The sequence below is a fragment of the Psychroserpens mesophilus genome, assembly GCF_050617655.1.
GTDB classification, from domain to species: Bacteria; Bacteroidota; Bacteroidia; order Flavobacteriales; family Flavobacteriaceae; genus Psychroserpens; species Psychroserpens mesophilus_A.
Window position 1 is genome coordinate 152,955 of record NZ_JBODQC010000002.1, and the last position, 24,397, is coordinate 177,351.

Below are 24,397 nucleotides of genomic sequence, written 5' to 3' on the forward strand. Positions count from 1 at the left end.
TTATTAAAGTTGTGAATCACAATCATAATCATAGGAAGCATTTTCCCATCCTGAAGGATTATAAGTACGATAGCATTGTTCAATTTCGACATGACCCAAGGTCTGTGAAACTAAACCATTCCAACCAAAATTAAAGTATTCAATTTCAACTTCTACATTCCAACTTCCTGCAGGTGGTTCAAAAAAATCTTGATCTTCATCAGTAATAGTAACCCAATCGGTACTTATTGTTCCATTACTCGTTTGATACGTTAAACGTACTCTAATGTTTTTAGTAGTAAAATCATTAATGACCTTAATACGTTCGTGTTCAAATTCATTTTCACCACAACTATCAGCAGTATATTCTTCTTGAAATCCCATTTTTGCTAAGCTATTATCTTTAAGGTATCTAATGGTGTATGCCATTGGAATTCCAGGATTATTTCTTGTAAAGACAGCATTTGTACCACTAAGAATAGATCCAAAGGAACCAAAAGTTATACCTTCATTTTCATCCTCTGGAGAAAAGATTTCTGCAGCAGCTTGAGCATTTCCTCCTAAGGTCACTACGGTAATTGTAGCTTCGTTTAAAACTTCTTCATATGCGCTATTAGTAGTTCCACCACCACTAATTCCACTTGCATATTGTAACGCCAAACTTAAATCTACTTCAGTTTCAACATCTGAAGTTTCCATTCTAAACATTATGATACGTCCATACGAAACAGATTTCACATATGCTGGTGGACGATTATCATCTATAACTGATTGAACTTGTTCTAAAGTTACATCATTGCCAAAGACACTTGCTGGAGAAAAAGGATTATCCATTGTAACAGTATAAAATACCTGTTTATAAACCAACATAGCTACTTTATTGGTTTCTGTTGATTGATATTCCAGTTGGGATTCTATCGAGCCACTAGCCCACTCTACATTCAAACCAACCTCTAAACCGAGTTGTTTTCGAGAATATGAGGTAGCACTTTTATAGGATGTCTGAGATAAATTCTCATAACCATTTGGATAAGCATTATCATGCCACCATTCTAAAGCGTTGCTAATACTAGAATCCACTGAAGAGTTTTCAAGATTATTAACAACTACAGTTCCTTGATCACCAAAGCCAGGCAAACCTATCCTGAATGTAGCAGGACCTCTACTAACACTAGTAATTGGGTTTGGAAGACCATCAAGCATATTATTATCTCCATAAATAAGAGCTCCAGGGTAAATGATCCCACTTGTTGGTTGCAAAATGGATACTTCTGAAAAATTCGATTTTAAATCGAATGTCTTTCTTACACAAGATGTTACTACACCTTGAACAGGATTATCATCTCCAAGAGATTGAGAGTCAATTTCCGTTCTTTCAATAGATCCACTTATAGATTGTGTATTTAATAAACTTTCAGGATTGTAATTTAATCCTAAGATATATTCATTAATACTCGAGGCAAATGGGTTTTCATCTACATCATTTATCCCGTCATCAGATTTACTGCAATTGAAAGCAACTAATGCAAAAGCAAAAAGCAGGACAAATTTTAAATAGAGTTTCATTATGTGTGGTTTTAAATGTTTCATAATTTTATGTTTTATTTGAAAAAAATCAATCCCATTGTTTTAAAGTTGTACTAAGTCCTTGATGCAGATATACTTTACCGCTTGCTGTATTATCAAGATTATCGACATTGCCATTTCTCCATTTATAACTACTGTTGTTATCGTCCTTTGCTCCAACTGAGCCTCCTGCATACATTCCTATAAAGCCTTCTGAAGTTGTAGGACTATTTGCTCCTTTAATTACAAAATGATTGTACTCATCATTGTGTTCTGGCAAAACGTTGCCAACATCTTGATATGAACCTCCTGAATCATCTTGTGAAAGTTTTATTCTACTCGTTGATACATTATTAATCCATGAGTAATATTTGAACGCAAACACATAACTGTTTGAGGGAATGCTGAAATCATTATTATTGGCAACGGTTCTGTCTCCTGAAGCACTTTCAACAGAAGCATTATTATAGATTTGATCATCTGAAGCACCACTTTTAGTGGTATGTGCCAAGTAATTAGCCAAGTCATTGTATTCACTTTCTGAAATTAGAACCCAATCACCATTATTTGCATTTTCATAGGCAGTTCGTGAACTTCCATTTAAAAATGCCCAAATATCGTCTACATTTTGGATGGCAATTTTGTATTCTAAAACTTCTGTTTCAGAACCATTACTAACTTCAATAGTTACCAATAGGTTTTCGTGAGTTTCATAGTCGAAAGCCAACCAGTCACCAACACGAAGTTCGTCTCCATTGAGGATAATGGCTTGTGATGCTGTTTCAAAGCTTATGTTATAAGTAAGAGTTCCTTCTAAACTAGAATTTATTGTTGCGATTAAATCACCACTTGAAGGATATTCAGCAATGTTAATTGTAATTACATTGTCTGAAGAATCGTTTGAATTGCCATCATCTTCTGAACTACACGATACGAAAAGTGCAATACACAGGTAAAAGCATAATTGATAAATACATTGTGTTTTCATTGTTATAAAGATTTTGTGGTTTTAATTTTTGTAGCGACTTACAGCTGGAAAAGTCTGCAGCCTAACCAGCGCAAGACACCACAAAATATTTATGTCATATATTATTAATGACAACCCAAATCTAAGTGAGATTACGTCTGAATTCTAATTTTCAATATGGACAAACTATGGACACAAGAAAATAATTGGCTTGTACAAAACGGTTTAAAGTGTTATAAAATTTTACTTCAAAACGCTGATTTTAAGCGTTTTATGTATTTATAATAATATCATAGTTATGGACAAATTATAGACTGAGTAGATTTGAGCCTAGACCAACCGAATTATTTATGCTGTTTATTAATTATCTTAGTAATGCAAAATTATCATCATGAAAACCAAACTAATTACTATTTTATTAATTGCATTTATAGGATTATTCTTGCATGCACAAGATCCTATTTATATTATACCTAAGGAACAAAGATCATTAATTGAAAAAGCTGCCAAATGCTTAAAAGAAAAACAAACCGATTGTAATTCGTACTTTGAACAGGCGCTTCAAGTTTCTAAAGATGGTGAAAATGATTCCATCCTTGCACAAACCTATTTTGAAATTTGTAATGTTTTAGATTTTGTTGGCAAAGGTGAAGATCATATTGCTTATGCGAAACGCGGACTTCATCTAAATGGTAAAAATCATCCTTTAGTGACAAATCGATTGTTAAGAGAATTAGGTTATGCTTATTCAAAGGCAGGCAAAGTAGACAGTCTAATTCCTATCTATAACAAAGCAATTTATTGGGCTGAATTTGCAAATGACAGTAGTGAAATTGCCATTAGCAGAATTCGGTTAGCAAGCGCTTACAAGCGAATTGGCAATATTAAAAAATCTATTGAATTACTCCTCGATACTAGAGTATACGTTAAAGCTAGTAATGATATACATCGTGAAAGTGGTCTATTGTTTACCCTTGCAAATTCATACAGTTCTAATAAAGATGATGAATTGGCCATTTCGAATTATCTTGAGGCAGCTAAAGGGTTTTTAGAAGTTGAAGACGACCGAATGTATGCTGCTTCTTTAGTGAATATGTCATTAGTTGCAAATGAAATTGGGAAACATAAATTGGCTTTAGAGAAACTTCCTGAAGCCATAAGAATTTTTGAAAAAAAAGAACCTAACAGTGCGTTATATGGTAAAACATATTTAGGGCATGCCCATTTTCTTAATGGTGATATTGAAAAAGCTATTGCTATTCATAATGAATGTATTAAAGAATCTATTCGAATAGATAATAAACTAATAGAAAATAGAAACCGGAAATATCTGGCACAAGTCTATCTAGACAGTAACGAGCATGCATTAGCCTTACCTGAAACTACAATTGTCTATAAAAATGAAAAAGAGAGAGGAATTTCAGATGCTTATTTAAATGCATTAAAATTGCATGCTGAAGCTTTAACTTTAAACAATAAAACTTCTGACGCAGTTAATGTTTATCAGGAATATATTTCAACCAAGGATTCCATTTTTACTATTGAAAAAGAAAAAGAAATTGCCAATATGCGCGAGCGTTATGAAACTGAAAAAAAGGAAGCTCAAATTGTCTTATTAGAAAAAGATGTTTCTTTAAGTAAAACTCAAAAAACCTTATATGGCATAGGAATGGTTTCTTTTTTAACAATTTCAGGACTTCTCTATTTCGGATTTAAGCAACGCATCAAAAAAAATAAAATTGAACGTGAAAAACAAGAAGAAATTTACAAACAAGAAATTGCCTTTAAAAAGAAAGAATTAGCATCTCAAACACTTCATCTGGTTCAGAAAAGCACATTTATTCAAGAGTTAAAGGAAAATTTAGAAAAGATAAAAAAATCGCCTGAATTATTTAAATTAGAGTTTAGACGATTGGTAATGCTTTTAAAAAAAGAAAGTGCTGAAGACAAAGACTGGGAAGTCTTTAAATCTTACTTTTCAGAAGTTCACAATAATTTTGATCATAAAATAAAAGCCATTTCCGAAGATGTCACCGAAAAAGAAATCCGATTAGCCTCTTTTTTAAGAATGAATTTATCTACTAAAGAAATTGCTTCTATGCTTAATGTTCTTCCAGATAGTGTTTTAAAATCTAAATACCGACTCAAGAAAAAACTAAAGCTAGATAAAGCAGACGATTTAACGCAATTTTTAAATACCTTATAAAACTATCATGTATTTTTGTGATGTGATACAAGACTTACCAAAACACAAACAACTTATTCTTTTTGATGGTGTCTGCAATCTTTGCAACGCTTCAGTTTTGTATGTGATTAAACACGACAAAGCCAATCGATTTATGTTTGCGCCTTTACAAAGTGATGCTGGAAAACAAGTCATTGAAAAATTTAATTTAGACATCTCTAAAACAGACTCTATCCTTCTCTATTCTGAAGAGAAAGGTTTGTTTGTTAAGTCTAGTGCTGCATTACATATTGCTAAACATTTAGGGTTTCCAAGACATCTAATGTCTGTATTTTTTATTGTTCCAACATTTATCAGAAACTGGGTTTATGACTTTGTAGCAAAGAACAGATACAGATGGTATGGTAAAAAAGAAGCTTGTATGATTCCTACTCCAGAGTTAAAAGCAAAGTTTTTAACATAAAAAAGTCCTTTCTTTCAAAAGGACTTTAACAACTAACAACTAATTAAAACTAATTTAACTCTAAAAAAAATTATCATTAACATTTGAGGGATTATCTAATTTGTTTAATGATTAATAGCACATTATTTTGATACTGTAAACATACGCAACATCCTCAAAATCAACTTATATTATCGGTGTAAAGCATAAAAAAATTGATTAAAAAAAAAGAACTGCAAAAAACATCTATAAGATGCAGGGTTCTCATTTTATTTTTCTAATTCGAAGCGAAATGTTCTTCACGAACTAAAAATGGTGTTAACGTACCCAAAAACAGGTATTACTCAATACGAGTATGTATTAGTCAAATTATGAGTTATATTGGTTTAGAATTACACAAAGCCTTAGAGCAAAACGCTCAGTTTGAGCCTAATTTCTGTTAGTTGGGAACTAATCAAGTTCTTGTCTAGTGCAAGTCTAACACGTGATAAGTTTCAGAACAACCTCTGAAAGATAACGTTGCGCTTTAAGGCTTTTATTTCAGACTCTTTAAAATAAAATCTAAATTAGTATTCGAATTATCATTTGTCAGGTAAGAATCTGTATAGTATTTTGATGGTATTGCCAGACCTAAATCCTGAAGTGTTTTAATCGTATCAAGATATTCTAAACTTACTTTTCCGGTTAATAACGGATTCAAATTACCTCCAGCTTTAGCATAATTGTAAACCTGATTGATTCCTCTTAAATACAAGTGGTCTTTAGTAAAACCGCCTCCTCTATGCACTCGTAATGTGATAGCAAAAGCCTTATCTCTATTTAATTTATACTGATTATGAAGTAAATCAAATGTATCAGAAAAGCTATAATCTTTATTAAGTGTATCAACTGCAATCACACGATATGCCAGTTCTTTTAATCGTTTCATGGTTAAACAGCCAGACATATATTCTGAATATACAGCCAGTCCTTCTTGCGTCTCAACATTATTTGGTAATCCGTTAGAAAACACTTTAAGCGGTTGTGACAAACCATTAAATGTAGTGACCATATGTACACCAATTTCATGATTGGTCAAAACTTTTAACTGATTTAAACTAAACTTATGGTTTTTACGTAAGACTAAGGTCTGAGTATTATTCAACACCATAGCAGCAGCTGAAATATTGGTAGATAACTTAATGTTGTAATTAAAATCGTAACGTTTTGAATAGTCTTTAAAATAATCTACTGCATCGTCAACAGTGTACATCGGTAACAATTCTTCATCAAAATCACTGTCATCAAAACGAAGGATAAATTTTGCATTATCAATATCTTTTTCGGTTGGTGTACCAAAACTTTTTAAACTATTGAAGTAAAATTTGCGTCCTTGATTAATGGTTTGAATACATTCTATGAGCCCAGAATATTCGTATATTACATCTTCGTATAGCTGTCTTACACGATCATCTTCAATACGTTCTAATCGTTGTGAAAAAAATAAACGATGCAGCTTGTAACCATTAAATTTAATTTTAGGATACTTAAAAACAGGATCATAAGAAAACTTAGTGGAGAAGAATTGCTTCTTTTCGCGTTCTATATTTAACGGATTGATATAATTAAGAACTTCTATCTTTTGAACCAACCGATTAATATTACCATCGATATCAAATAAATCTTGATATTCTGATGTACTGGGAATTTGAGACATTATGAATTGTATTTTTTATAAAAATTTGCAGCATGCTCAGGCAATCGTTTTTGCAACGCTTTCTCTACTGCTGAAACGACTTCTGGAAAAATAATCTGATCATATTCATTACAATATATTTTAGCAATTTCGGTGGCCAAAACTAAAGTATTTTTAAAGTTATTGGTAATAAATTTCAAGAAATATCCATTCCCTTGAAATGTATTATTAATTTTAGATGTAGACACAATATCTTTTGGTAATTCTATTTCAGATAAACTTTGTCGCCATTGCTCAATGGCTTCTCCAAATCTGTCATTATCTACATTTGAAGTTCCAAGATTCCATGTAGGCACTTCCCTATCCCAACGCTTCCAGTTGTAACTATGTATATCGTAAACAATACAAACACCAAACTTTTCTTCAAGCTTAGAGATAAGTGCGTACACCACTTTAAAAAAATCACTATGCTTGTTAAGACTTTTTTGTTTAAGGTCTTCTCCTAAAGGATGTTTCCATAGTTGTTTTCCCCAAGCAGTTTCAAAAACGGCTTCTTCAGGAGGTCTATTTAAATCGTATTCAAATCGCGAATCACAACCAGCAATGACGATAGGATGTGATGTTATCATTTGCTTGGTTTCTGGATCTTCTTCATACCAACGTTCATATTCTGTATGCAGACAATTGTCCCAAAGCTCTTTCCTAAATTGATGTCCATTATGTACTGCACCACACACATAATGTACATAATTTTCAATTTTTAATGTAAAGGAATAATCTTCAGAAACAGCATGAAACAGCTCTTCTTTCTTAATTTTAGAAATTATTGTATCTACTGGTAATCGTTCCATACTATTAACTCAAAATCTTTTTCAGACTGTTATAAATAGCATGTTCCATTTGGTCCATTTTGCCATCAGCAAATGCCATTAGTTTGATATCAGCAAAGAGTTTTTCAGGGTTTTTACTATAAGTAGGCTCTGTATTTACAGCATTCACGATTTTTGTAATGCTTTGATAATCGTTATCGTCATCAAATTCACTTTTAACATGTTTATAAGTTGTTTCATCAACGCGAGACAAAATATATTCATGTTCTTTCTTGGTTTCTTTTAAATCTGAATGTGCTACATACAATAAAATATAAGCTACTAGTTCTTGTTTAGTCCAGTTGGTGTTTGCCATGTCTATTTGTGTTAAGGTTCCGTATTCTGTCCATGAACCATCATAAACAGCTATATGTTTAAAGTCTGAAACTTGGGCAGCTAAAGCTAAAATACATGCTGTAATTCCAGATCCACAGGAAAAAACCAATGCATTTTCTCCTATTGTAAAAGTATCAAAAATCGCTATTAATTCGTGTTTTTGTTTTAAACAATTTCCATTTAACACATTGGTATAGGAAAGATTTTTTGAATTCGGAATTGTTCCACTTCGCAGTCCTGCTCTAGGTTCTGAAACTAAACAATTGAAGCGTTCATGTGAGCGAGCATCTAAAATTAATGTGTTTTTATCTTTTGAAATTTGCGAGATACTATCAAAAAAAACCATTTTAGTAGCATCAAAAGTTGCAGAAAAATCTCCTGGTTTCCAATTGATAACATGTGGTGAAGATACCGTTTTATAACCAAGTTTTTTCCACTCTGGGAGTCCACCATCTAAAACAACTATGTTTTTAAATCCGAAGGTTTTGAATAACCACCAAACTCTCGGACTCCAATATATTCCATTATGATCATAAACAACCAGAAGTGAATTTGTATGAATTCCTAACTGACGCGCTTCAGTTTCAAATTGCTGTTGTGATGGCATTGTATTAGGAAACTCAGCATGTATGTCATTAAATTTTGCTTTGAGATCCAGAGGTCTTGAGTTTGGAATATAGCCTTCAGAATCAAACACATCAATATCTACGCTTGCGTCTAAAATAATAAGATGTTCTAGATGCTGATTGTCATGCAACCATTTACAACTTACGATGGTTGATACTAACAGATTACCATCAGGCATCTTCAACGGTTTTACGTAAACGCACTCTTCTGTCAAAAGCCTGAAGCTGATCTAAGACTTTGCTTTCAAGGAAATCAATCACACGTTCTTCAACTTTAACTTTATTTTTATACACTTTATTGATGTACGTAATTCCTCCAGGAGACATGACATTCACTTCAACCAATTTTCCTCCAATGACATCAATTCCAACAAAATAAAGTCCGTCTTTAACTAATTTCGGACCAATTTGCTTGCAAAGCGCTTTTTCAGCTTTACTCAACGTGTGTTTTTGAACCGAACCACCAGCAGACACATTAGAACGATGGTCGTCAGAACCAGGAACACGTTTCATTGCTCCAACAGGTTCTCCATTGAGTAATAAAATTCTAACATCACCTTGATCTGCACCTTCAATATAATCTTGAAGAATTACATAATTAGATGAACCATCTCCACTCGTAATATAAAAATCTAATAAGGAATTGATATTACTCATTGCAGATTTTTCTATTAATATCACACCAGAACCACCAAAACCATTAAGAGGCTTTAGAATCATTTTATCTGCTTTAGAATCTTTAATTTGTTTAACCAGGTATTCTTTATTTTTAGATACATGTGTGTTTGGAATGATATTGCTATGCGCATCACCAAAAGCAGCTGTATAGAGTTTGTTATTGGCTTCTCTCATACCTTCCAGTGAATTCACAATAAAAACATCGTCTTTAACAGAATCTAAGAAGTTAAGCATGATAGGATCTAAAGGCGGATTTGCTCTAAAGAATATCGCATCAAAACCAGCAAGTGGCAACATCTCTTCTCTTAACTTTACCTTATTATAAAATGCTTTAAGACTTGATGGCACCTTTTCCATTCGGTTAATCACATTGCAAAATGCATTAGTGACACTGTCTCTAATGGTTAAATTAGCAGGTGTACACATGGCCACACCATGATGACGTTTTACACATTCTTTAATTAAAGCTAAGCTTGTATCATTTTCGGGATCTATATTTTCCCATGGATACATTATAAAACAGATATTCATGTATGTAAGGTTTTGATTGGCAATCGTTAAATTATAAAATTTCTCTTAAATAGTAAAATGCATTGCTTATTTAAGAATCTAAATCAAATGTTTGTGTCGGGTTATCATGTTCTTTATAATCCAGCATATGCTCTCCGTCTGCAATTATGGAACAAACTGTAGCATCTCCTGTGACATTTACAACCGTTCTAAACATGTCTAAAATTCGGTCTACAGGAAATATAATTGCTATCCATGCAGGATTTAATCCAACAGAATCTAATACAATAATTAACATTACCAGTCCAGCACTTGGTACTGCAGCAGAACCTATAGATGCTAAAGTTGCAGTTAAAACAACGGTAACCTGTTGTGCTATAGTTAAGTCAATCATATGCATTTGAGCTAAAAATATCACAGCAACAGCTTGATATAAGCTTGTGCCATCCATATTGACAGTTGCTCCAATTGGTAAAACAAAGCTGCTTATTTTTTTATTGACACCTAAATTTTGCTCAACACATTCCATAGTGACAGGAAGTGTTGCGGCACTACTAGATGTAGAAAATGCTAGTGTTTGTGCTGGACTCATTGATTTAAAAAAGCCTTTGTAAGGGATTTTCTTTACGAATGTTTTCAATATTATTGGGTACACCACAAATATCATTAACAGCAATCCAGCTAAAACAGTTAATGAGTACCAGCTTAACCCTTTAAATATTTCGATAACTTTACCAATGTCATCTCCTGCCATTTTACTTACAACACCAGCCAATAAAGCAAATACAAAGAATGGAGCTGCCTGCATTACGATATCAACCATTTTCAAAAACACTTCATTCACACCATCAACTAAATGCAATACTGGTTTCGATTTATCTGAAGGAATAAACAATAAGCATACACCAAAGAATATTGCAAAAAAGATAATTTGTAACATCAATCCATTGTTTGATAAAGAATAGAAAAAGTTACTAGGAACAATATCTATTAAAGGCTGTAAAGGTGTGCTTTCTTTTCGACTTTCAACAGTTTTCATTTTATCTGCAACTGCGGCTTCTTGAAGTTCACTTTTGGTTAATTCTGAAATTTCCTGAGCACGCTCAAAGAATTCCGGATCCTTTAAGTAATTAACACCATCTTTAATTTCATAACCTTGAGAGTCTGCCCAGATTTCGTAGCTAATCCGATTATCAATTCGGCTTTGTTCATCAATCAGCTTTCCTGGTTTAATAACATTAACCAATAACAAACCGAGTGAAATAGCCATAATGGTAGTAATTAAGTAAATGCCTAAGGTCTTTCCTCCCATTCTTCCAAGACTATTTGGGTCTCCAATATTGGCTACACCACTAATAATAGAAAACAAGACCAATGGTACAGCAATAAGTTTTAACAGGTTTATAAAAATGGTTCCAAAGGGATCAATCCAGTTAATAGTGAACGCACTCCAACCCATTGTGCTGGACAATAATGCCCAAATGATACCAAGTACCATTCCAATAATAATCTTCCAATGTAGTGCCAGTTTTTTCATAATTATATCTATCCTATTGCTTTATTCCTAAAAGGAAACGTTTTTTACTTATACATTTTATTCATCAAATAAAAATCTGCTAAAACCAGAGCAGCCATAGCTTCTACGATTGGAATCGCTCGTGGTACCACACATGGATCATGTCGCCCTTTGCCTTGCATTTCAACGATATTCCCAGAGTTGTCTAAAGCATCTTGTTTTTGAATAATAGTTGCTACAGGCTTAAAAGCAACTCTAAAATAGATGTCCATCCCGTTACTAATGCCTCCCTGAATTCCTCCAGATAAATTTGTCGTCGTCGTACCATCTTCATTAAACAAATCGTTATGTTCGCTTCCTTTCATTCTTGCGCCACAAAAGCCGCTTCCATATTCAAAGCCTTTCACAGCATTGATACTTAACATGGCTTTTCCTAAATCGGCATGGAGCTTATCAAAAACAGGTTCTCCCAAGCCGATTGGTACATTTTGAAGCACACAAGTTATGGTTCCTCCAATAGTATCTCCATCTTTTTTTATAACCTTTATTTTTTCAATCATTCGTTCGGCTGTTTCCTGATCTGGACAACGCACATCATTACTTTCCGTTTTAGAAAAATCTAATTCCTGATACGGTTTTTCAAGAAAAATATCACCTACTGAAGATGTGTAAGCATTAATTTTTATACTATCTATAATTTGTTTTGCAATGGCTCCAGCAACCACGCGACATGCTGTTTCTCTTGCTGAACTTCGTCCACCTCCTCTGTAGTCTCTGATGCCATACTTTTTTTCATACGTATAATCGGCATGACTTGGACGATAAACGTCTTTAATATGAGAATAATCTTTAGACTTCTGATTGGTGTTTTTAATGATAAATCCGATTGGAGTGCCTGTCGTTTGTCCTTCAAATAGTCCAGACAGAAACTCAACAGTATCTGGTTCTTTCCGTTGGGTGACTATTTTTGACTGACCAGGTTTACGACGGTTCAATTCGCCTTGTATCGCTTCAAAATCTAGCTTTAAACCTGATGGACAGCCATCAATAATTCCGCCAATTGCTACGCCATGAGATTCTCCAAATGTGGTGAGTTTGAAAATTTTTCCGAAAGAATTTCCTGCCATAAATTAAGATTTTACGCTAAAGTACTTTTAAATATAGAGAAACAAAAACACTTCACCATAAAGCATGACTTTCCTTGGAGAAAAAAACGCCTAACTATAACGTAACAATTTGCTTAAATTTTAATAATAGTTAGTTGATACCCAGTTAATACTGAATTGAGTTCTTTGCCATACAAAAAGATTGGTAGCTCTTGAAAATTAAAAGAAAAATAGAAATTGCAGTTATTTCAGATGTACATCTTGGCACTTACGGCTGTCACGCAAAGCAACTATTGACTTATCTCAACAGTATAGAGCCAAAAAAATTAATTTTAAATGGAGATATTATTGATATCTGGCAGTTTAAAAAACGTTACTTTCCTAAGTCTCACTTAAGAGTCATCAAAAAAATAATGGATATGGCTACTGATGGTGTAGACATAATTTATATCACAGGAAATCATGATGAAATGCTCAGAAAATTTAGCGACACTAAAATCGGTAATATTTCAATTGTTGACAAAGCGGTTTTAGAACTGGATGGAAAAAAAGCATGGTTTTTTCATGGCGATGTCTTTGATGTCTCCATTCAAAATGCAAAATGGTTAGCTAAACTAGGTGGTTATGGCTATGATGCATTGATTCTTTTAAACCGTTTAGTCAACTGGTGTTTGGAACGCTTTGGAAAAGAACGGTATTCCCTTTCAAAAAAAATAAAAGACAGTGTAAAAGGTGCTGTAAAGTACATAAGTGATTTTGAAAATGTTGCGATAGATTTAGCCATAGAAAATGAATATGATTATGTGATTTGTGGTCATATTCATCAACCAAAAATACTAGTAAAAGATAATAAACATGGTAAAACCACGTATTTGAATTCTGGAGATTGGGTAGAAAATTTTACTGCTCTGGAATATCAATTTAAGCGTTGGAAAATTTATAATTACAATAATGATAAATTAAGGGCTTTTTGTGCAGATGAAGATATAAAAGACATGGAGATAAAAGACTTGATTGCAGCCATTACTATTGTTGATCAAAAGAAATCTAGCTAATTTATGGAGATTCAAGAAGTGCATGCCTTAAAATTGTTATTGGATGTAATGCGTCTCGTTGTGTACCATCCTTTATTTGGTGTCTGCAGCTTGTTCCGTTTGCCGAAATAATAGTCTTTTCAGAAGCACTTCTAACTGCTGGAAACAAGGTTTGATCTCCAATTTGCATGCTTATATCATAATATTTTTTTTCATAACCAAAGCTACCAGCCATACCACAACAACCACTCGGAATGATAGTGACTTCATAGTTTTCTGGTAAGTTTAACACATCAAAACTGGACGATTGATTAGTCAAAGCTTTTTGGTGACAATGACCATGAAACTTTATGGTTTTACGCTCTGAAGTAAATTGATCTGATGTTATATTACCTAATTTTATTTCGTGTTGAATAAATTCTTCTATTAAAAATGTGTGCGTTGCTATTTTTTCTGCGGAAACTTTATCATCAGCTAATCTCAGGTATTCATCTTTAAACGTAAGTATTGCTGAAGGTTCAATTCCTAACAGGTAAAAATCATCATTAACAGTACCTTTTAAAAAATTCACATTTCTATTTGCAATGGCTTTAGCTTCTTCTAAAAAACCTTTAGATAAATAAGATCTTCCGCTTTCCAAATTATTGATAAATAAAACTTTATAATTTAATGACTGAAGTAAAACTTTAGCATCAATAGCAATGTCAGATTCGAGATAGTTTGTAAACTCATCAACAAACATATGTACTGTTTTTATCGGATTTTGATGATGATTTTTGTTATCAATATTATTAGAAAAATTTGCCTGATTTTTTAAAGATTTCGATACTAATGGTAAACTTCTATTTTTGTGAATACCTAAAACTGATTTAACAGGTTTTGAAACCAAGGTGTTTTGAAACAGATAATTAGACATTTTGGGAAACTTTGATGCTATTCTGTTATATGTTGTTGAATTTGCAAAAAACTTATCCTTAAACTTAAAACCATTTGCCTTTTGGTACTGATACTGAAACTCTGCCTTTAAACTTGCTACATCAACACTACTAGGACATTCACTTGCGCAGGCTTTGCAACTTAAGCACAAATCAAAAACTTCTTTGAGTTCCTCATGATTAAATTTATTGGATTGATCAGACCGCGTTAAGAACTCCCTTAAAGCATTTGCTCTAGCTCTTGTGGTGTCTTTTTCATTTCGAGTTGCTCTGTAACTCGGACACATTGTTCCTCCAAATTCTGGAAGCTTTCTACAATCACCTGAACCATTACATTTTTCAGCTTCACGTAAAATACCTAATGAGCTTGAAAAATCTAATAGTGTTTTAATTTCAGGCTCTTGTCTGTCAGCTTCATAGCGAAGTGATTGATCCATAGGAAACGCATCGACAATTTTTCCAGGATTGAAAATATTATGCGGATCAAACGTCGTTTTGATTCGTTTAAGAATATTGTAATTTTCTTTACCAATCATTAACGGGATAAATTCAGCCCTAACAATTCCATCACCATGTTCACCACTCATTGAGCCTTGATATTTCTTTACCAAGTGAGCAACATCGGTTGTTATTTTTCTGAATAACTCAACATCGGCTTTCTTTTTTAAGTTCAGAATTGGTCGCAAGTGCAACTCTCCTGCTCCAGCATGTGCATAATACACCGCTTTTTGTCCGTGTTTCTGCATCAGTAATGTAAACTCCTCAATGTAATCAGACAAATCTGAAACTGAAACTGCTGTATCTTCAATACAAGCTGCTGTTTTTTTATCACCAATCATATTTCCCAGTAAACCTAATCCGGCTTTTCGGAGCTCATTTGCTTTGATAATAGCATCATCAAAAAGTATAGGGTTAGCATAGCTTAGTTGAGACGATTCAAGAGTATGGAGAACTTCATGAGCTTTTTGAAGTGCATTTTCAACTGTATCAGCTTTCACTTCACACATCAAAATTGCTTCTGGATTATCTACGATAAAAGCTCTATTTTCCTGTTGTATTTTATTATGTTTTGTAAGATCTAAAATGGTTTTATCCATCATTTCACAGGTAAACAAATTATGTTTCATAACAGGATCAACCGCATTTAAACAGGATTGAATACTATTAAAATGAGCTGCGATCATTACAGATTTTGATGGAGGTACTTTATCTAACCGCAAAGTGATTTGCGTTGTAAAAGCCAGTGTGCCTTCGCTTCCTGAAAGCAGCTTACACATATTAAATTTTTCCTGAGTTTCTGTAAACACTTCCGTATTTATCAATTCATCAATAGCATAACCTGTATTTCTTCGGTGTATTTCAGGTTTAGGAAAATTCTCTTTTATACGATGCTGTACATCTTTAGAAGACAATGCTTCATATATTTGATTGTAAACAGCACCTTCAAGAGTATTAAGCTGTCGCTTTTTGTGAAATTCTTCAGAAGATAATTCAGAAAAAACAACTTCACTTCCATCACTTAAAACAGTCTGTAGCTCTAAAACCTTATCTCTGGTTACACCATATTGAATAGAAGTTGTTCCAGAAGAATTATTACCAACCATGCCTCCAATCATACAACGATTTGAAGTCGAGGTATTAGGACCAAAAAAGAGTTTGAAAGGTTTCAAATAATTATTTAATTCATCTCTTACAACTCCAGGTTGTACTGTAACGGTTTGTGCTTTTTCATTGACATTTAAAATTTTTGTAAAATACTTTGAAAGATCAACTACAATACCTGTACCAACACATTGTCCTGCAAGAGAAGTTCCTGCTGCTCGTGCTATTAATGAAGTCTTGTAAGTGTTTGCAAACCCAATAAGAGCTTTTATATCTGCTTTTGTCTTTGGAAGCGCCACTGCTAATGGCAACATTCTATATACTGAAGCATCTGTTGCATAGAGCGTCTTCATTAAATCATCAAAATACAGCTCTCCTGACAGTTTGTTTTTCAAGTCAGAAAGTTCATTGTAATAAGAATTTTGCATTGTAAATGAGTCAATATTTTGATTAAAAGCATTATAAAATAGTCCTAAAATTAAGGTTTACTATTCAATTTTAATATAATTTTGTCGTTATAATTTAAGTGGTGGAAATATCTACCTGAATAACTTATAATTTAAACTCAAATTTATGAAAAGATTACTTGTATTTACAATTGCATTTATTGGTTTTACAGCCTTTTCAAATGCTCAAGACATCTCAGATAATGCCATAGGTATTAGATTAGGTGATAGTGACGGATTTGGTGCAGAAATATCATACCAGAGAGCGTTAGGCGACAACAATCGTTTAGAATTGGACTTAGGTTTACGAAGCGGAAGCAATTATGATGGCTTTAAATTAGCTGGACTCTACCAATGGGTTTGGCAATTAGACGGAAATTTTAACTGGTATGCAGGAGCTGGAGGAGGTCTTGGATCTTATAGTTTTGATAATGTACCTAACGGTTTTGACGATAGTGAAACATTTCTGTTTTTAGCTGGAGATATTGGTATCGAATATAATTTTGATATCCCTTTACAGTTATCAATTGATGCCAGACCCGAATTTGGATTTGGCGACTACAGAGATGATCTCGACTTTGACATTGCACTAGCAGTAAGATATAGATTCTAAAACTAAAACTTATATAAAAAGCCACTTGAACGTCAAGTGGCTTTTTTTTTATAAATAACGTTCTTGAATAATTTGACAATGGTGATTTTCATGTCCAACTAAAATAAAACCAATTGCTCTAACTGAGATGTCACTATTACTGGCATTACCAATTTGCAGCATCATATCATCAGTAAAACTCTCAAAAAGCGCAATAGAAGCTAATCGTAACGCTTTATATTCATTAAGCAGACTTTGTTTTGAGCGCCTGTTGGCTTGACTTGTTTTAGCGTATTCATTTTCATCAAAACCAGATAAGGCTGTATTTTCTTTTCTGGCAAAGGACAAGGCTCTAAAAGTGAAAATTCGTTCCGTATCAATAACATGCTGAATAAGCTCTTTGATGGTCCATTTCCCTTGAGCATAAGCGTAATCATATTTTTCTTCAGGTATAGCTTCTAAAAAAGCCATGACAGTTAACCCGTTTTGCTTTAAACCCTCAATGACATTTAAATCACCAGCTTTATCTATATATGTTTGAAAATAAGGGTTATATTCATTGGTGTTGAGTTGATATTTTGTCATCAGATTTTTATTGATAAAATAACCAAAAATCCCTTTATCGTTCTACTGACAAAGGGATCAATACGTGTTCACATTATATGCTGCTTAAACTTATAATTCATTAAAAATAGTGTGCATTAAACGTTTTTTATCGTTTATACTCTCTTCTAACGAAATCATAGTTTCGGTTCTGTAAATACCTTCAATGTCATCTAACATAAAGATAATGTCTTTTGCATGAGATGTGTCTTTAGCTCTAACCTTACAGAAAATATTAAATTTACCAGTTGTGATATGTGCTACAGTCACATAAGGTATTTCATTAATACGTTCTAAAACAAATTTGGTCTGAGAGGTATTATTTAAAAACACTCCAACATATGCAATAAATGAATAGCCTAGCTTTTTATAATCTAATGTTAAAGATGATCCCTGAATAATTCCAGATTCTTCCATTTTTTTCACTCTTACGTGAACTGTTCCTGCAGAAATCTCTAATTTTTTAGCAATATCAGTAAAGGGAATTCTTGTATTATCAATTAACATATCTAAAATCTGATGATCAATATCATCTAATTTGTATTTTGCCATTTCGTCTGTTTCTTTAAATTTTATACAAAAATAGAGCAAAAAACATAAAAATAATGCATTAAATATTAGTTATTTTCCAATTTCAATGAATATTTTTCAGTGCCAATAAATACCAAATCGTTTTCGTCTTCTTCGCAAACTGGTTCGTTATTACCTGAAAGAACCTTATTCCCTTTAGCATCAATCTCTCTATGTGCATAAAAAGCACTCAAATCTGAAATGGTAGTTATTTTCGGTTGAAAATAAACTGTATTATTTTTCAATGTCTCAACATACTGAATCCCAATATCCATATGAGATGTATTTCTAATAATAATATCATAAAATAATTTCTGATTTTCAGGAATCTTAAAATAACCATGATACTGATTTCCATTGATTTGATTTCGGGACATATAGTTGATGGCCACTAAGAGAGATCTAAAAATGAATTCTCGAGTTATTTCTCTTTGATAATCGTTAGCAAAATGTCCTGCTTCAAATAAAACTGTTGGAACTCCGCGCTTTTGAAATGTGTCACCAACGCAATTTATATTGAAGGCATCGTCATAAATCCCAATCTGATTTGGAATTTCACCTTCTAAATATGTATTCATGACAGAAATAATCTCCATTGCAATCTTCCTGTTAGACGTAATAGTGCAATTTTGATCTTGTGCAGGAGCAAGAAACGAAACTGTAGCAGGATTGTTTGTGTTTCCTGCGCTAAAAATTGTACGTTGCCCATGAAGATTAAAACAATAGTCTGGTCTATATGAATCAAAAACAGCCTTCAAAACTTTGCTTTCAGGCTGTGAAAGATCTTGAGCATCTCTATTTAAATCAATGTTATTCGAATTCAAACGCGTGTACGCTTTTGCTCCATCAGGATTTAATATTGGAATTATTTTAAGTGTACAGGTTTCTAAAATAGATTTTGATATCAATTCTGGAGCTAATAAGACATTTAGCATGTCAAAGAGAGCTTTGGTTGTGGTGCTTTCATTTCCATGCATTTGTGACCACATCAATATTTTTTTTGAGCCTGAGCCAATGGTAATACTATAAATGTTTTCATTAGCCACAGAAACTCCTATTCGATTTACAAATGGTTTTAAACCTGGCTTATTTAACAATCCTATAATAGATTCGGTACTAATGTAACGTCCGTAAAGCGATGTTTCTTTGTAGGTATTGAAAAGCAATTTTAATCGTTCTGTTTGCATAAAAAATATTGACTGTGACAAAGGTAAACAAATGGTGTTTTACATTTGTAAACAATCCAGTGCTGTAACTTAAATTACAATCGTAAACAAATGTGTTGTCATATGAACTGTTTCGTTTAACACCATTGCAAAATATTCAATACAAATTTTTTAATTAACTTAAAACACATAAAATCATATATTTAAAGTATTTTATATAAACAAATAGTACAATTTATAACTTAGAATTAGCACAATGATTTAGGTTGTTTATTGAAATAAGTTTACATTTGTAACGTTTTATACTTAGCATTATTTGTTTACAATGATAAACACTCAGGATTTCTCGAAACGGCTTCAAAAAGTGATCGATTATTACGATGAAACAGCATCTTCTTTTGCTGAAAAAATTGGTGTACAGCGTTCTAGTATTTCTCATATTCTTTCTGGCAGAAATAAACCAAGCCTTGACTTTGTTCTTAAAGTGCTTTCCTCCTTTCCTGAAGTAGAATTGTATTGGTTAATGAATGGCAAAGGCAAATTTCCTTCTGAACACTCGCACATCGATTCATCACCAAAAACAGATTCACAACCAATACCTGACTCAAATACCCTTTACACTGAAAAATCTAGCAGCAAATCAATAGAGCGGATTATCATCTTCTATAAAGATGGTAGTTTTCAAAATTTTGAAAACTCGTAACTATTCTCTTATCGTTTTGAAATATGCACTAATTCATGCTTATGAATATTTTAATAAGTGTCTGAAATCGATTCCCATTTTGTAATTTTGCATAAAACATAATTCATGAGAATCACACTAATACTAACCTGTTGTTTACTTTTCTCTAGTTGCTATAATATTGAACGAAATTGCACTGATTTCAAAACAGGAACATTCGAATTTACTTACATCGTTGATGGCAAAGAAAAAACTGGCAAGTTTGTAAGAACAGAAAGTGTGAATATTGATTATTATGACAATAAAATAGATTCTGCTTCCGTACGATGGATAAACGATTGTGAATTCATCCAAAAAGCTTTGCATCCTAAATCTATGGCTGAAGAAAAAGCCATTCATTTTAAAATTTTAAGCACTACTGATGACACGTATACATTTGAATACCAGTTAGCAGTTAAAGATCCGTATAAAAAACCTCGTATTGAAAAAGGAACCGCCAAAAAAATAAACTAATTATGTTAGATTTCTTATTGACAAGTGAAGCTATAATGGCATTATTGACTTTGACGTTTTTAGAGATTATACTCGGAATAGATAATATTGTTTTCATATCTATTGCAGCAAATAAACTACCCGAAAACCAACGTGCTAAAGCAACTAATATTGGCTTATTATTAGCGATGGTTCAACGTGTTGTCTTGTTATTTTTCGTATCCTTTTTAGTCGGATTATCAGAACCATTTTATTCATTAGAAAATTCATGGTTTGAGATTCATATAAGCTGGCAAGCTATTATACTATTTGCAGGCGGATTGTTTTTAATATACAAAAGCACTTCAGAAATCAGAGAAAAGGTGACAGATCCTGAACATGATGCTGATGAAGTAAAAAGTAAAAAGATCAAATCGCTTTCTCAGGCTTTAGTTCAAATCCTAATAATAGATTTTATTTTTTCAATTGATTCTATTTTAACAGCAGTAGGAATGACCAATGGTTTACATCCAAATCACAATTACACACTGGTTCTTATGATTATTGCTGTAATGATCTCCATTGTGATTATGATTGCTTTTGCAAATCCGATAAGAAAGTTCATTGATAAAAATCCGAGTATACAAATGTTAGGATTGGCCTTCTTAATTTTAATAGGGTTTATGCTTGTTACAGAAGCAGCGCATTTATCACATACTGAATTCTTTGGTAATACTGTTGGAGGAATTCCTAAAGGTTATCTGTATTTTGCCATTGCTTTCTCTTTATTTGTAGAGTTTTTGAATTACAAAACTTCAAATAAAAATAAGGTCAATTCTAATCGAGAATAAACTTAAATCCAGCAGAAATGATAGTAGCGCTTAATGTATTATCTCTATCATATTGAGTGTATTTTAAATCAATACTTTTTAAGCCAAGTTTCCAGATATGGAATTTTGTAAAAATATCAGTATAGCTAACTCCTAAACTAAGTTGATGTGCTGAATACTCAGATAAATCATAGTCAGACGTGTAAAACTCATTTGTTGATACATGCGCTTCATAAGCGGCAAAATAATCTGCAGCAGACTGATTATAAAAACGATATGAAGGATAAATGGTAAACTTATCAGACAGTTTAATTGGAATTTCTATACTTGCTGTATGCGATGTAATTCCCCAATCATCAAAGTAATAACGATAGAATGTTCGTAAAACAAAGGTTTCATTTATATAATAATGTAATCGTCCTCCAAGAGCGACTTTAAATCTAGAATCTGGAAGTCGTTCCACATCGTCAGCTAACTGAAAATCTTCGATAAAAGAATCTGCAATATCTTTAAAATAGACACGTTGAAAAGGTGTTGATAATAATCCATCTTGCATCACAACATCTAGGGCTAATGAGCCTTGGAGTTTTTTGGATAAAATCTGTGAAAAACCTAAACCTACTGCATAAGTATTTCGTCCTTCGTTTTCAAAAGGTTTAAAATTCGGATTGTAATTTGGATTTCCTGTAATGGTATATTGATTAAACAAATCATTGTTTAACCCTTCTCCATCTGCAAAAGGTCGTAATTCAGTTGGATATAACGCATTCCAGGTATCTATAAATACGTTTCCATTGATACTAACCTCTGTATTTTTCTCATTAAATAATTTCGTATAGCTTCCTCCTAAACCAATCGAAAAATAATCATATTCAGAAGATACCGATAGTTTAGCAGACCAAATATCATTTCGATCATCTGAACTGTGAGAATATGAACCAGTAAGATTTGCCCAAACGTCACCTTGAGAGGCTCCAGTACTGGCGTCATAAGGATTCGCTCTCCCTTTTCCATCGAAAGGACCAACATTGCTTGAAGAGGCAGATGTATAAGCTGAGATGCCTGCATCAATAGTTAAAACATCATCATCGTTTAAAGGAATTGACACGACAAAAGCAGCTGTAATATCTGTTAATTCTTCAGTACCTATTCCACCGCTAACAGCAGCATTAGCTCCATCCTGCGTATAATAACTTGATAAAAAATCAATCTCAGTAGTTTCTAAAACTCTTTTTTTATAGGTATTTGTTGAGTCTAGATCCTGAGCACTGCATATATGAAACAAACATAAACTAATTAATATGATTAGTAAATTTTTCAATTTTTAGCTTTTTTATAAATTAGTTACAACCACAACCTCCTCCGGTTTTACCTCCATTTCCACCTGCAGCAGCTTCTCTGTACGAATGAAATGTACTGATGTTTCTGTCAGATTTTTTATCTGCTAACACCATATCAGGATCGTTAAGATTAACTTTTTCATATTCTTTAACAGCTACACATGACGATAGCGATGTTAGGACCAATGCGATTACAATAACACGTTTAATCATATTTTGTTGATTTTAATATTCGTTGATGTAAAAATGTTTCCATCTTCATCAATAATAATACATTCTATATGTGGTAATTGATTAATTCTATTTAATCCAACATCTTTTCCCATCACAAAAACTGAAGTTGACAAAGCGTCTGCCAATTCAGCTTTTGGCGCAAAAACAGTAACACTAATAATTCCTGTGGAAGGATAACCAGTTCTGGGATCTATAATGTGTGTGTATCGTTTTCCATTGAAATTCACATATTTCTCATAATCACCTGAAGTCACCACTGCTCCATCTGTGATTGGCAATAACGCAAAAGCTTTGTTTTTATTTAAAGGATTTGTGATGGCTACCTTCCATTCGTCTCCATTGGTTTGTTTTCCCCAAGTAGTCATATCTCCTGAAGCATTTATAATCCCTGAAGCTACACCTTGATCTATTAGCATCGATTTAGCTTTGTCGGCTGCATAGCCTTTTCCAATAGCACCAAAACCAATTTTCATGTCTTTAAGTTTTAGAAAGACAGTAGAATTAACATCATCTAATACAATGTTTTGAAAACCTACTTTACGCACAGAATCCGCAATATCAGCTTCTGAAGGCATTTTTGTCATGCTACCATCAAACTTCCATATTCTATCCATTGATGCATATGAAATATCAAATGCACCATCAGTAAGTTTAGAAATAGCGAGTGAGCGTTTGATTAGATCGAATAATTCTCTATCAACCTTAACAGGTTGAATTCCTGCTTTCCTATTAATTTCAGATGTTTGTGAATTAATATCCCATGATGAAATAAGACGCTCAATTCTTGAGATTTCATCAATGGCAGTGTCGATATGTGTATTTGCTTCAGTTGAATCTTTAGCAATTACAGTAATATCAAATCGGCTTCCCATAAGTTTTAAGGTACGCTTATAAATGTTTTGCGCTTCAATTTGAAACGTAATAATAACGATGAATAAAAATATATTATATGGTTTCAAATACTTACTCATTAAAAGATTTTAATAGTTCTATATATGCTGAAGGAGTTGTTTTTTTGTATCCTGTAGAGCCCAAAATGTTACCTTCATAATCTAAAACAACGACATAAGGAAAATAACCATTTTTATTAAATCGTTCTGCCAGTTTATTGTTGTGAACTTGCTGTTCTTCAGTCAATGCATTTTTCTTGCGTTTTGGAAAATCGGCCTGAAGCATTACAAAATGTTCTTTTGCATACGTTTGGAATTCATCAGTTGTCCATATTTCTTTATCCAGCTTTATACATGGTGCACACCAGTCTGAACCTTGAAACACCAAAATAATAGTTTTATGCTCTTCTTTAGCTATGGATTTTGCTTTTTCAAAATCTGTAATCCACTCCTGAGCATTTACCGATGGTAATGCCACTAATACAAAAAATACTATAGTTAGGTAGGTCTTCATAGAATGTTATGATATAAATTTAATATTTAAACG

General features: G+C 32.8%; 23 protein-coding genes. 7 read left to right on the forward strand and 16 right to left on the reverse strand.

The features are described 5' to 3' along the window. Positions 1 to 3: 3 nt before the first annotated feature. Entirely contained in the window at positions 4 to 1,569 is a 1,566-nt protein-coding gene (locus ACRHNM_RS04950) for a thiol-activated cytolysin family protein (protein ID WP_431134289.1), read from the reverse strand. 25 nt (positions 1,570 to 1,594) lie between these two features. Beyond that, positions 1,595 to 2,533 carry a hypothetical protein gene (locus ACRHNM_RS04955; RefSeq protein WP_431134291.1) on the reverse strand — a complete coding sequence of 313 codons (939 nt, stop codon included), beginning with the start codon at positions 2,531 to 2,533 and terminating at the stop codon, positions 1,595 to 1,597. Between the two features lie 370 nt (positions 2,534 to 2,903). Here ACRHNM_RS04955 and ACRHNM_RS04960 point away from each other — a divergent pair, with 370 nt between their 5' ends. Both ACRHNM_RS04960 and ACRHNM_RS04965 read left to right on the forward strand, forming a co-directional pair. Further along, complete coding sequence (locus tag ACRHNM_RS04960; RefSeq protein WP_431134293.1) at positions 2,904 to 4,718, forward strand: tetratricopeptide repeat protein; 1,815 nt, start codon at positions 2,904 to 2,906, stop codon at positions 4,716 to 4,718. Between the two features lie 7 nt (positions 4,719 to 4,725). After that, positions 4,726 to 5,160: a thiol-disulfide oxidoreductase DCC family protein gene (locus ACRHNM_RS04965; RefSeq protein ID WP_431134295.1), complete on the forward strand. Its 435-nt coding sequence runs from the start codon at positions 4,726 to 4,728 to the stop codon at positions 5,158 to 5,160. Positions 5,161 to 5,674: 514 nt separating this feature from the next. Here ACRHNM_RS04965 and ACRHNM_RS04970 read toward each other — a convergent pair. From ACRHNM_RS04970 to aroC, 6 genes are all read right to left on the reverse strand, one after another. Next, a complete protein-coding gene (locus tag ACRHNM_RS04970) occupies positions 5,675 to 6,835 on the reverse strand; it encodes a flavohemoglobin expression-modulating QEGLA motif protein (RefSeq protein WP_431134297.1) in 1,161 nt (386 codons plus the stop codon). Further along, positions 6,835 to 7,665: an N-formylglutamate amidohydrolase gene (locus ACRHNM_RS04975; RefSeq protein ID WP_431134298.1), complete on the reverse strand. Its 831-nt coding sequence runs from the start codon at positions 7,663 to 7,665 to the stop codon at positions 6,835 to 6,837. The genes ACRHNM_RS04970 and ACRHNM_RS04975 overlap by 1 nt, the downstream gene beginning before the upstream one ends. Positions 7,666 to 7,669: 4 nt before the next feature. Further along, the gene (locus ACRHNM_RS04980) at positions 7,670 to 8,824 is read right to left on the reverse strand and encodes a sulfurtransferase (protein WP_431134300.1); all 1,155 of its coding nucleotides are present in this window, start codon (positions 8,822 to 8,824) and stop codon (positions 7,670 to 7,672) included. Then, on the reverse strand, positions 8,817 to 9,854 hold the full coding sequence (gene gshB, locus ACRHNM_RS04985) for a glutathione synthase (protein WP_431134302.1): 1,038 nt from the start codon (positions 9,852 to 9,854) through the stop codon (positions 8,817 to 8,819). The genes ACRHNM_RS04980 and gshB overlap by 8 nt, the downstream gene beginning before the upstream one ends. Before the next feature lie 70 nt (positions 9,855 to 9,924). Next, positions 9,925 to 11,370: a dicarboxylate/amino acid:cation symporter gene (locus tag ACRHNM_RS04990; protein ID WP_431134304.1), complete on the reverse strand. Its 1,446-nt coding sequence runs from the start codon at positions 11,368 to 11,370 to the stop codon at positions 9,925 to 9,927. Between the two features lie 44 nt (positions 11,371 to 11,414). Next, positions 11,415 to 12,476, reverse strand: coding sequence for a chorismate synthase (aroC, locus tag ACRHNM_RS04995; RefSeq protein ID WP_431134306.1), 1,062 nt, complete (start codon positions 12,474 to 12,476; stop codon positions 11,415 to 11,417). Positions 12,477 to 12,667: 191 nt separating this feature from the next. Between aroC and ACRHNM_RS05000 the strand changes: the two genes are divergently transcribed. After that, on the forward strand, positions 12,668 to 13,510 hold the full coding sequence (locus ACRHNM_RS05000; RefSeq protein WP_431134308.1) for a UDP-2,3-diacylglucosamine diphosphatase: 843 nt from the start codon (positions 12,668 to 12,670) through the stop codon (positions 13,508 to 13,510). Between the two features lies 1 nt (position 13,511). Here ACRHNM_RS05000 and ACRHNM_RS05005 read toward each other — a convergent pair whose 3' ends face one another. Continuing rightward, positions 13,512 to 16,454 (reverse strand): FAD-binding and (Fe-S)-binding domain-containing protein, encoded by a 2,943-nt coding sequence (locus ACRHNM_RS05005; protein WP_431134310.1) that lies wholly within the window; start codon positions 16,452 to 16,454, stop codon positions 13,512 to 13,514. A 145-nt stretch (positions 16,455 to 16,599) separates the two neighbouring features. Here ACRHNM_RS05005 and ACRHNM_RS05010 point away from each other — a divergent pair, with 145 nt between their 5' ends. Then, positions 16,600 to 17,085: a hypothetical protein gene (locus ACRHNM_RS05010; RefSeq protein ID WP_431134312.1), complete on the forward strand. Its 486-nt coding sequence runs from the start codon at positions 16,600 to 16,602 to the stop codon at positions 17,083 to 17,085. A gap of 48 nt (positions 17,086 to 17,133) precedes the next feature. Here the strand turns inward: ACRHNM_RS05010 and ACRHNM_RS05015 are convergent, their stop codons facing one another. The 3 genes from ACRHNM_RS05015 to ACRHNM_RS05025 all read right to left on the reverse strand — a co-directional run bounded on the left by ACRHNM_RS05015 (position 17,134) and on the right by ACRHNM_RS05025 (position 19,424). Then, the gene (locus ACRHNM_RS05015) at positions 17,134 to 17,649 is read right to left on the reverse strand and encodes a DinB family protein (RefSeq protein ID WP_431134314.1); all 516 of its coding nucleotides are present in this window, start codon (positions 17,647 to 17,649) and stop codon (positions 17,134 to 17,136) included. A 90-nt stretch (positions 17,650 to 17,739) separates the two neighbouring features. Next, the gene (locus ACRHNM_RS05020; RefSeq protein WP_431134316.1) at positions 17,740 to 18,219 is read right to left on the reverse strand and encodes an Lrp/AsnC family transcriptional regulator; all 480 of its coding nucleotides are present in this window, start codon (positions 18,217 to 18,219) and stop codon (positions 17,740 to 17,742) included. A 65-nt stretch (positions 18,220 to 18,284) separates the two neighbouring features. Continuing rightward, positions 18,285 to 19,424 carry a M14 family metallopeptidase gene (locus ACRHNM_RS05025; protein WP_431134318.1) on the reverse strand — a complete coding sequence of 380 codons (1,140 nt, stop codon included), beginning with the start codon at positions 19,422 to 19,424 and terminating at the stop codon, positions 18,285 to 18,287. Positions 19,425 to 19,728: 304 nt separating this feature from the next. Here ACRHNM_RS05025 and ACRHNM_RS05030 point away from each other — a divergent pair, with 304 nt between their 5' ends. The 3 genes from ACRHNM_RS05030 to ACRHNM_RS05040 all read left to right on the forward strand — a co-directional run bounded on the left by ACRHNM_RS05030 (position 19,729) and on the right by ACRHNM_RS05040 (position 21,407). After that, on the forward strand, positions 19,729 to 20,106 hold the full coding sequence (locus tag ACRHNM_RS05030; RefSeq protein ID WP_431134320.1) for a helix-turn-helix domain-containing protein: 378 nt from the start codon (positions 19,729 to 19,731) through the stop codon (positions 20,104 to 20,106). Positions 20,107 to 20,211: 105 nt separating this feature from the next. After that, a complete protein-coding gene (locus ACRHNM_RS05035) occupies positions 20,212 to 20,598 on the forward strand; it encodes a hypothetical protein (protein ID WP_431134322.1) in 387 nt (128 codons plus the stop codon). A 2-nt stretch (positions 20,599 to 20,600) separates the two neighbouring features. Beyond that, positions 20,601 to 21,407: a TerC family protein gene (locus ACRHNM_RS05040; RefSeq protein ID WP_431134324.1), complete on the forward strand. Its 807-nt coding sequence runs from the start codon at positions 20,601 to 20,603 to the stop codon at positions 21,405 to 21,407. On the opposite strand, the gene ACRHNM_RS05045 is transcribed toward ACRHNM_RS05040, so the two are convergent. Genes ACRHNM_RS05045 through ACRHNM_RS05060 form a run of 4 tightly spaced genes read right to left on the reverse strand, consistent with a single transcriptional unit; the run spans position 21,394 to position 24,364 of the window. Continuing rightward, complete coding sequence (locus ACRHNM_RS05045; protein ID WP_431134326.1) at positions 21,394 to 22,707, reverse strand: DUF3570 domain-containing protein; 1,314 nt, start codon at positions 22,705 to 22,707, stop codon at positions 21,394 to 21,396. The genes ACRHNM_RS05040 and ACRHNM_RS05045 overlap by 14 nt on opposite strands. Positions 22,708 to 22,726: 19 nt before the next feature. Beyond that, positions 22,727 to 22,939 (reverse strand): DUF4266 domain-containing protein, encoded by a 213-nt coding sequence (locus ACRHNM_RS05050; RefSeq protein WP_431134328.1) that lies wholly within the window; start codon positions 22,937 to 22,939, stop codon positions 22,727 to 22,729. Then, on the reverse strand, positions 22,936 to 23,931 hold the full coding sequence (locus tag ACRHNM_RS05055; protein WP_431134330.1) for an FAD:protein FMN transferase: 996 nt from the start codon (positions 23,929 to 23,931) through the stop codon (positions 22,936 to 22,938). Before ACRHNM_RS05055 ends, ACRHNM_RS05050 begins: the two co-directional genes overlap by 4 nt. Then, the gene (locus ACRHNM_RS05060; protein WP_431134332.1) at positions 23,924 to 24,364 is read right to left on the reverse strand and encodes a thioredoxin family protein; all 441 of its coding nucleotides are present in this window, start codon (positions 24,362 to 24,364) and stop codon (positions 23,924 to 23,926) included. Before ACRHNM_RS05060 ends, ACRHNM_RS05055 begins: the two co-directional genes overlap by 8 nt. Positions 24,365 to 24,397 lie beyond the last annotated feature (33 nt).

What these genes read in the sequence shown, in the direction of transcription:
- ACRHNM_RS04990 (WP_431134304.1), bottom strand. Translation starts at nt 11,370, where the DNA reads ATGAAAAAACTGGCACTACATTGGAAGATTATTATTGGAATGGTACTT.
- ACRHNM_RS05055 (WP_431134330.1), bottom strand. Translation starts at nt 23,931, where the DNA reads ATGAGTAAGTATTTGAAACCATATAATATATTTTTATTCATCGTTATT.
- ACRHNM_RS05030 (WP_431134320.1), top strand. Translation starts at nt 19,729, where the DNA reads ATGATAAACACTCAGGATTTCTCGAAACGGCTTCAAAAAGTGATCGAT.
- ACRHNM_RS05005 (WP_431134310.1), bottom strand. Translation starts at nt 16,454, where the DNA reads ATGCAAAATTCTTATTACAATGAACTTTCTGACTTGAAAAACAAACTG.
- ACRHNM_RS05060 (WP_431134332.1), bottom strand. Translation starts at nt 24,364, where the DNA reads ATGAAGACCTACCTAACTATAGTATTTTTTGTATTAGTGGCATTACCA.
- ACRHNM_RS05020 (WP_431134316.1), bottom strand. Translation starts at nt 18,219, where the DNA reads ATGGCAAAATACAAATTAGATGATATTGATCATCAGATTTTAGATATG.
- ACRHNM_RS04960 (WP_431134293.1), top strand. Translation starts at nt 2,904, where the DNA reads ATGAAAACCAAACTAATTACTATTTTATTAATTGCATTTATAGGATTA.
- ACRHNM_RS05025 (WP_431134318.1), bottom strand. Translation starts at nt 19,424, where the DNA reads ATGCAAACAGAACGATTAAAATTGCTTTTCAATACCTACAAAGAAACA.
- ACRHNM_RS04975 (WP_431134298.1), bottom strand. Translation starts at nt 7,665, where the DNA reads ATGGAACGATTACCAGTAGATACAATAATTTCTAAAATTAAGAAAGAA.
- ACRHNM_RS05040 (WP_431134324.1), top strand. Translation starts at nt 20,601, where the DNA reads ATGTTAGATTTCTTATTGACAAGTGAAGCTATAATGGCATTATTGACT.
- aroC (WP_431134306.1), bottom strand. Translation starts at nt 12,476, where the DNA reads ATGGCAGGAAATTCTTTCGGAAAAATTTTCAAACTCACCACATTTGGA.
- ACRHNM_RS04950 (WP_431134289.1), bottom strand. Translation starts at nt 1,569, where the DNA reads ATGAAACATTTAAAACCACACATAATGAAACTCTATTTAAAATTTGTC.
- ACRHNM_RS04955 (WP_431134291.1), bottom strand. Translation starts at nt 2,533, where the DNA reads ATGAAAACACAATGTATTTATCAATTATGCTTTTACCTGTGTATTGCA.
- ACRHNM_RS05015 (WP_431134314.1), bottom strand. Translation starts at nt 17,649, where the DNA reads ATGACAAAATATCAACTCAACACCAATGAATATAACCCTTATTTTCAA.
- ACRHNM_RS04970 (WP_431134297.1), bottom strand. Translation starts at nt 6,835, where the DNA reads ATGTCTCAAATTCCCAGTACATCAGAATATCAAGATTTATTTGATATC.
- ACRHNM_RS04980 (WP_431134300.1), bottom strand. Translation starts at nt 8,824, where the DNA reads ATGCCTGATGGTAATCTGTTAGTATCAACCATCGTAAGTTGTAAATGG.
- ACRHNM_RS04965 (WP_431134295.1), top strand. Translation starts at nt 4,726, where the DNA reads ATGTATTTTTGTGATGTGATACAAGACTTACCAAAACACAAACAACTT.
- gshB (WP_431134302.1), bottom strand. Translation starts at nt 9,854, where the DNA reads ATGAATATCTGTTTTATAATGTATCCATGGGAAAATATAGATCCCGAA.
- ACRHNM_RS05035 (WP_431134322.1), top strand. Translation starts at nt 20,212, where the DNA reads ATGAGAATCACACTAATACTAACCTGTTGTTTACTTTTCTCTAGTTGC.
- ACRHNM_RS05010 (WP_431134312.1), top strand. Translation starts at nt 16,600, where the DNA reads ATGAAAAGATTACTTGTATTTACAATTGCATTTATTGGTTTTACAGCC.
- ACRHNM_RS05050 (WP_431134328.1), bottom strand. Translation starts at nt 22,939, where the DNA reads ATGATTAAACGTGTTATTGTAATCGCATTGGTCCTAACATCGCTATCG.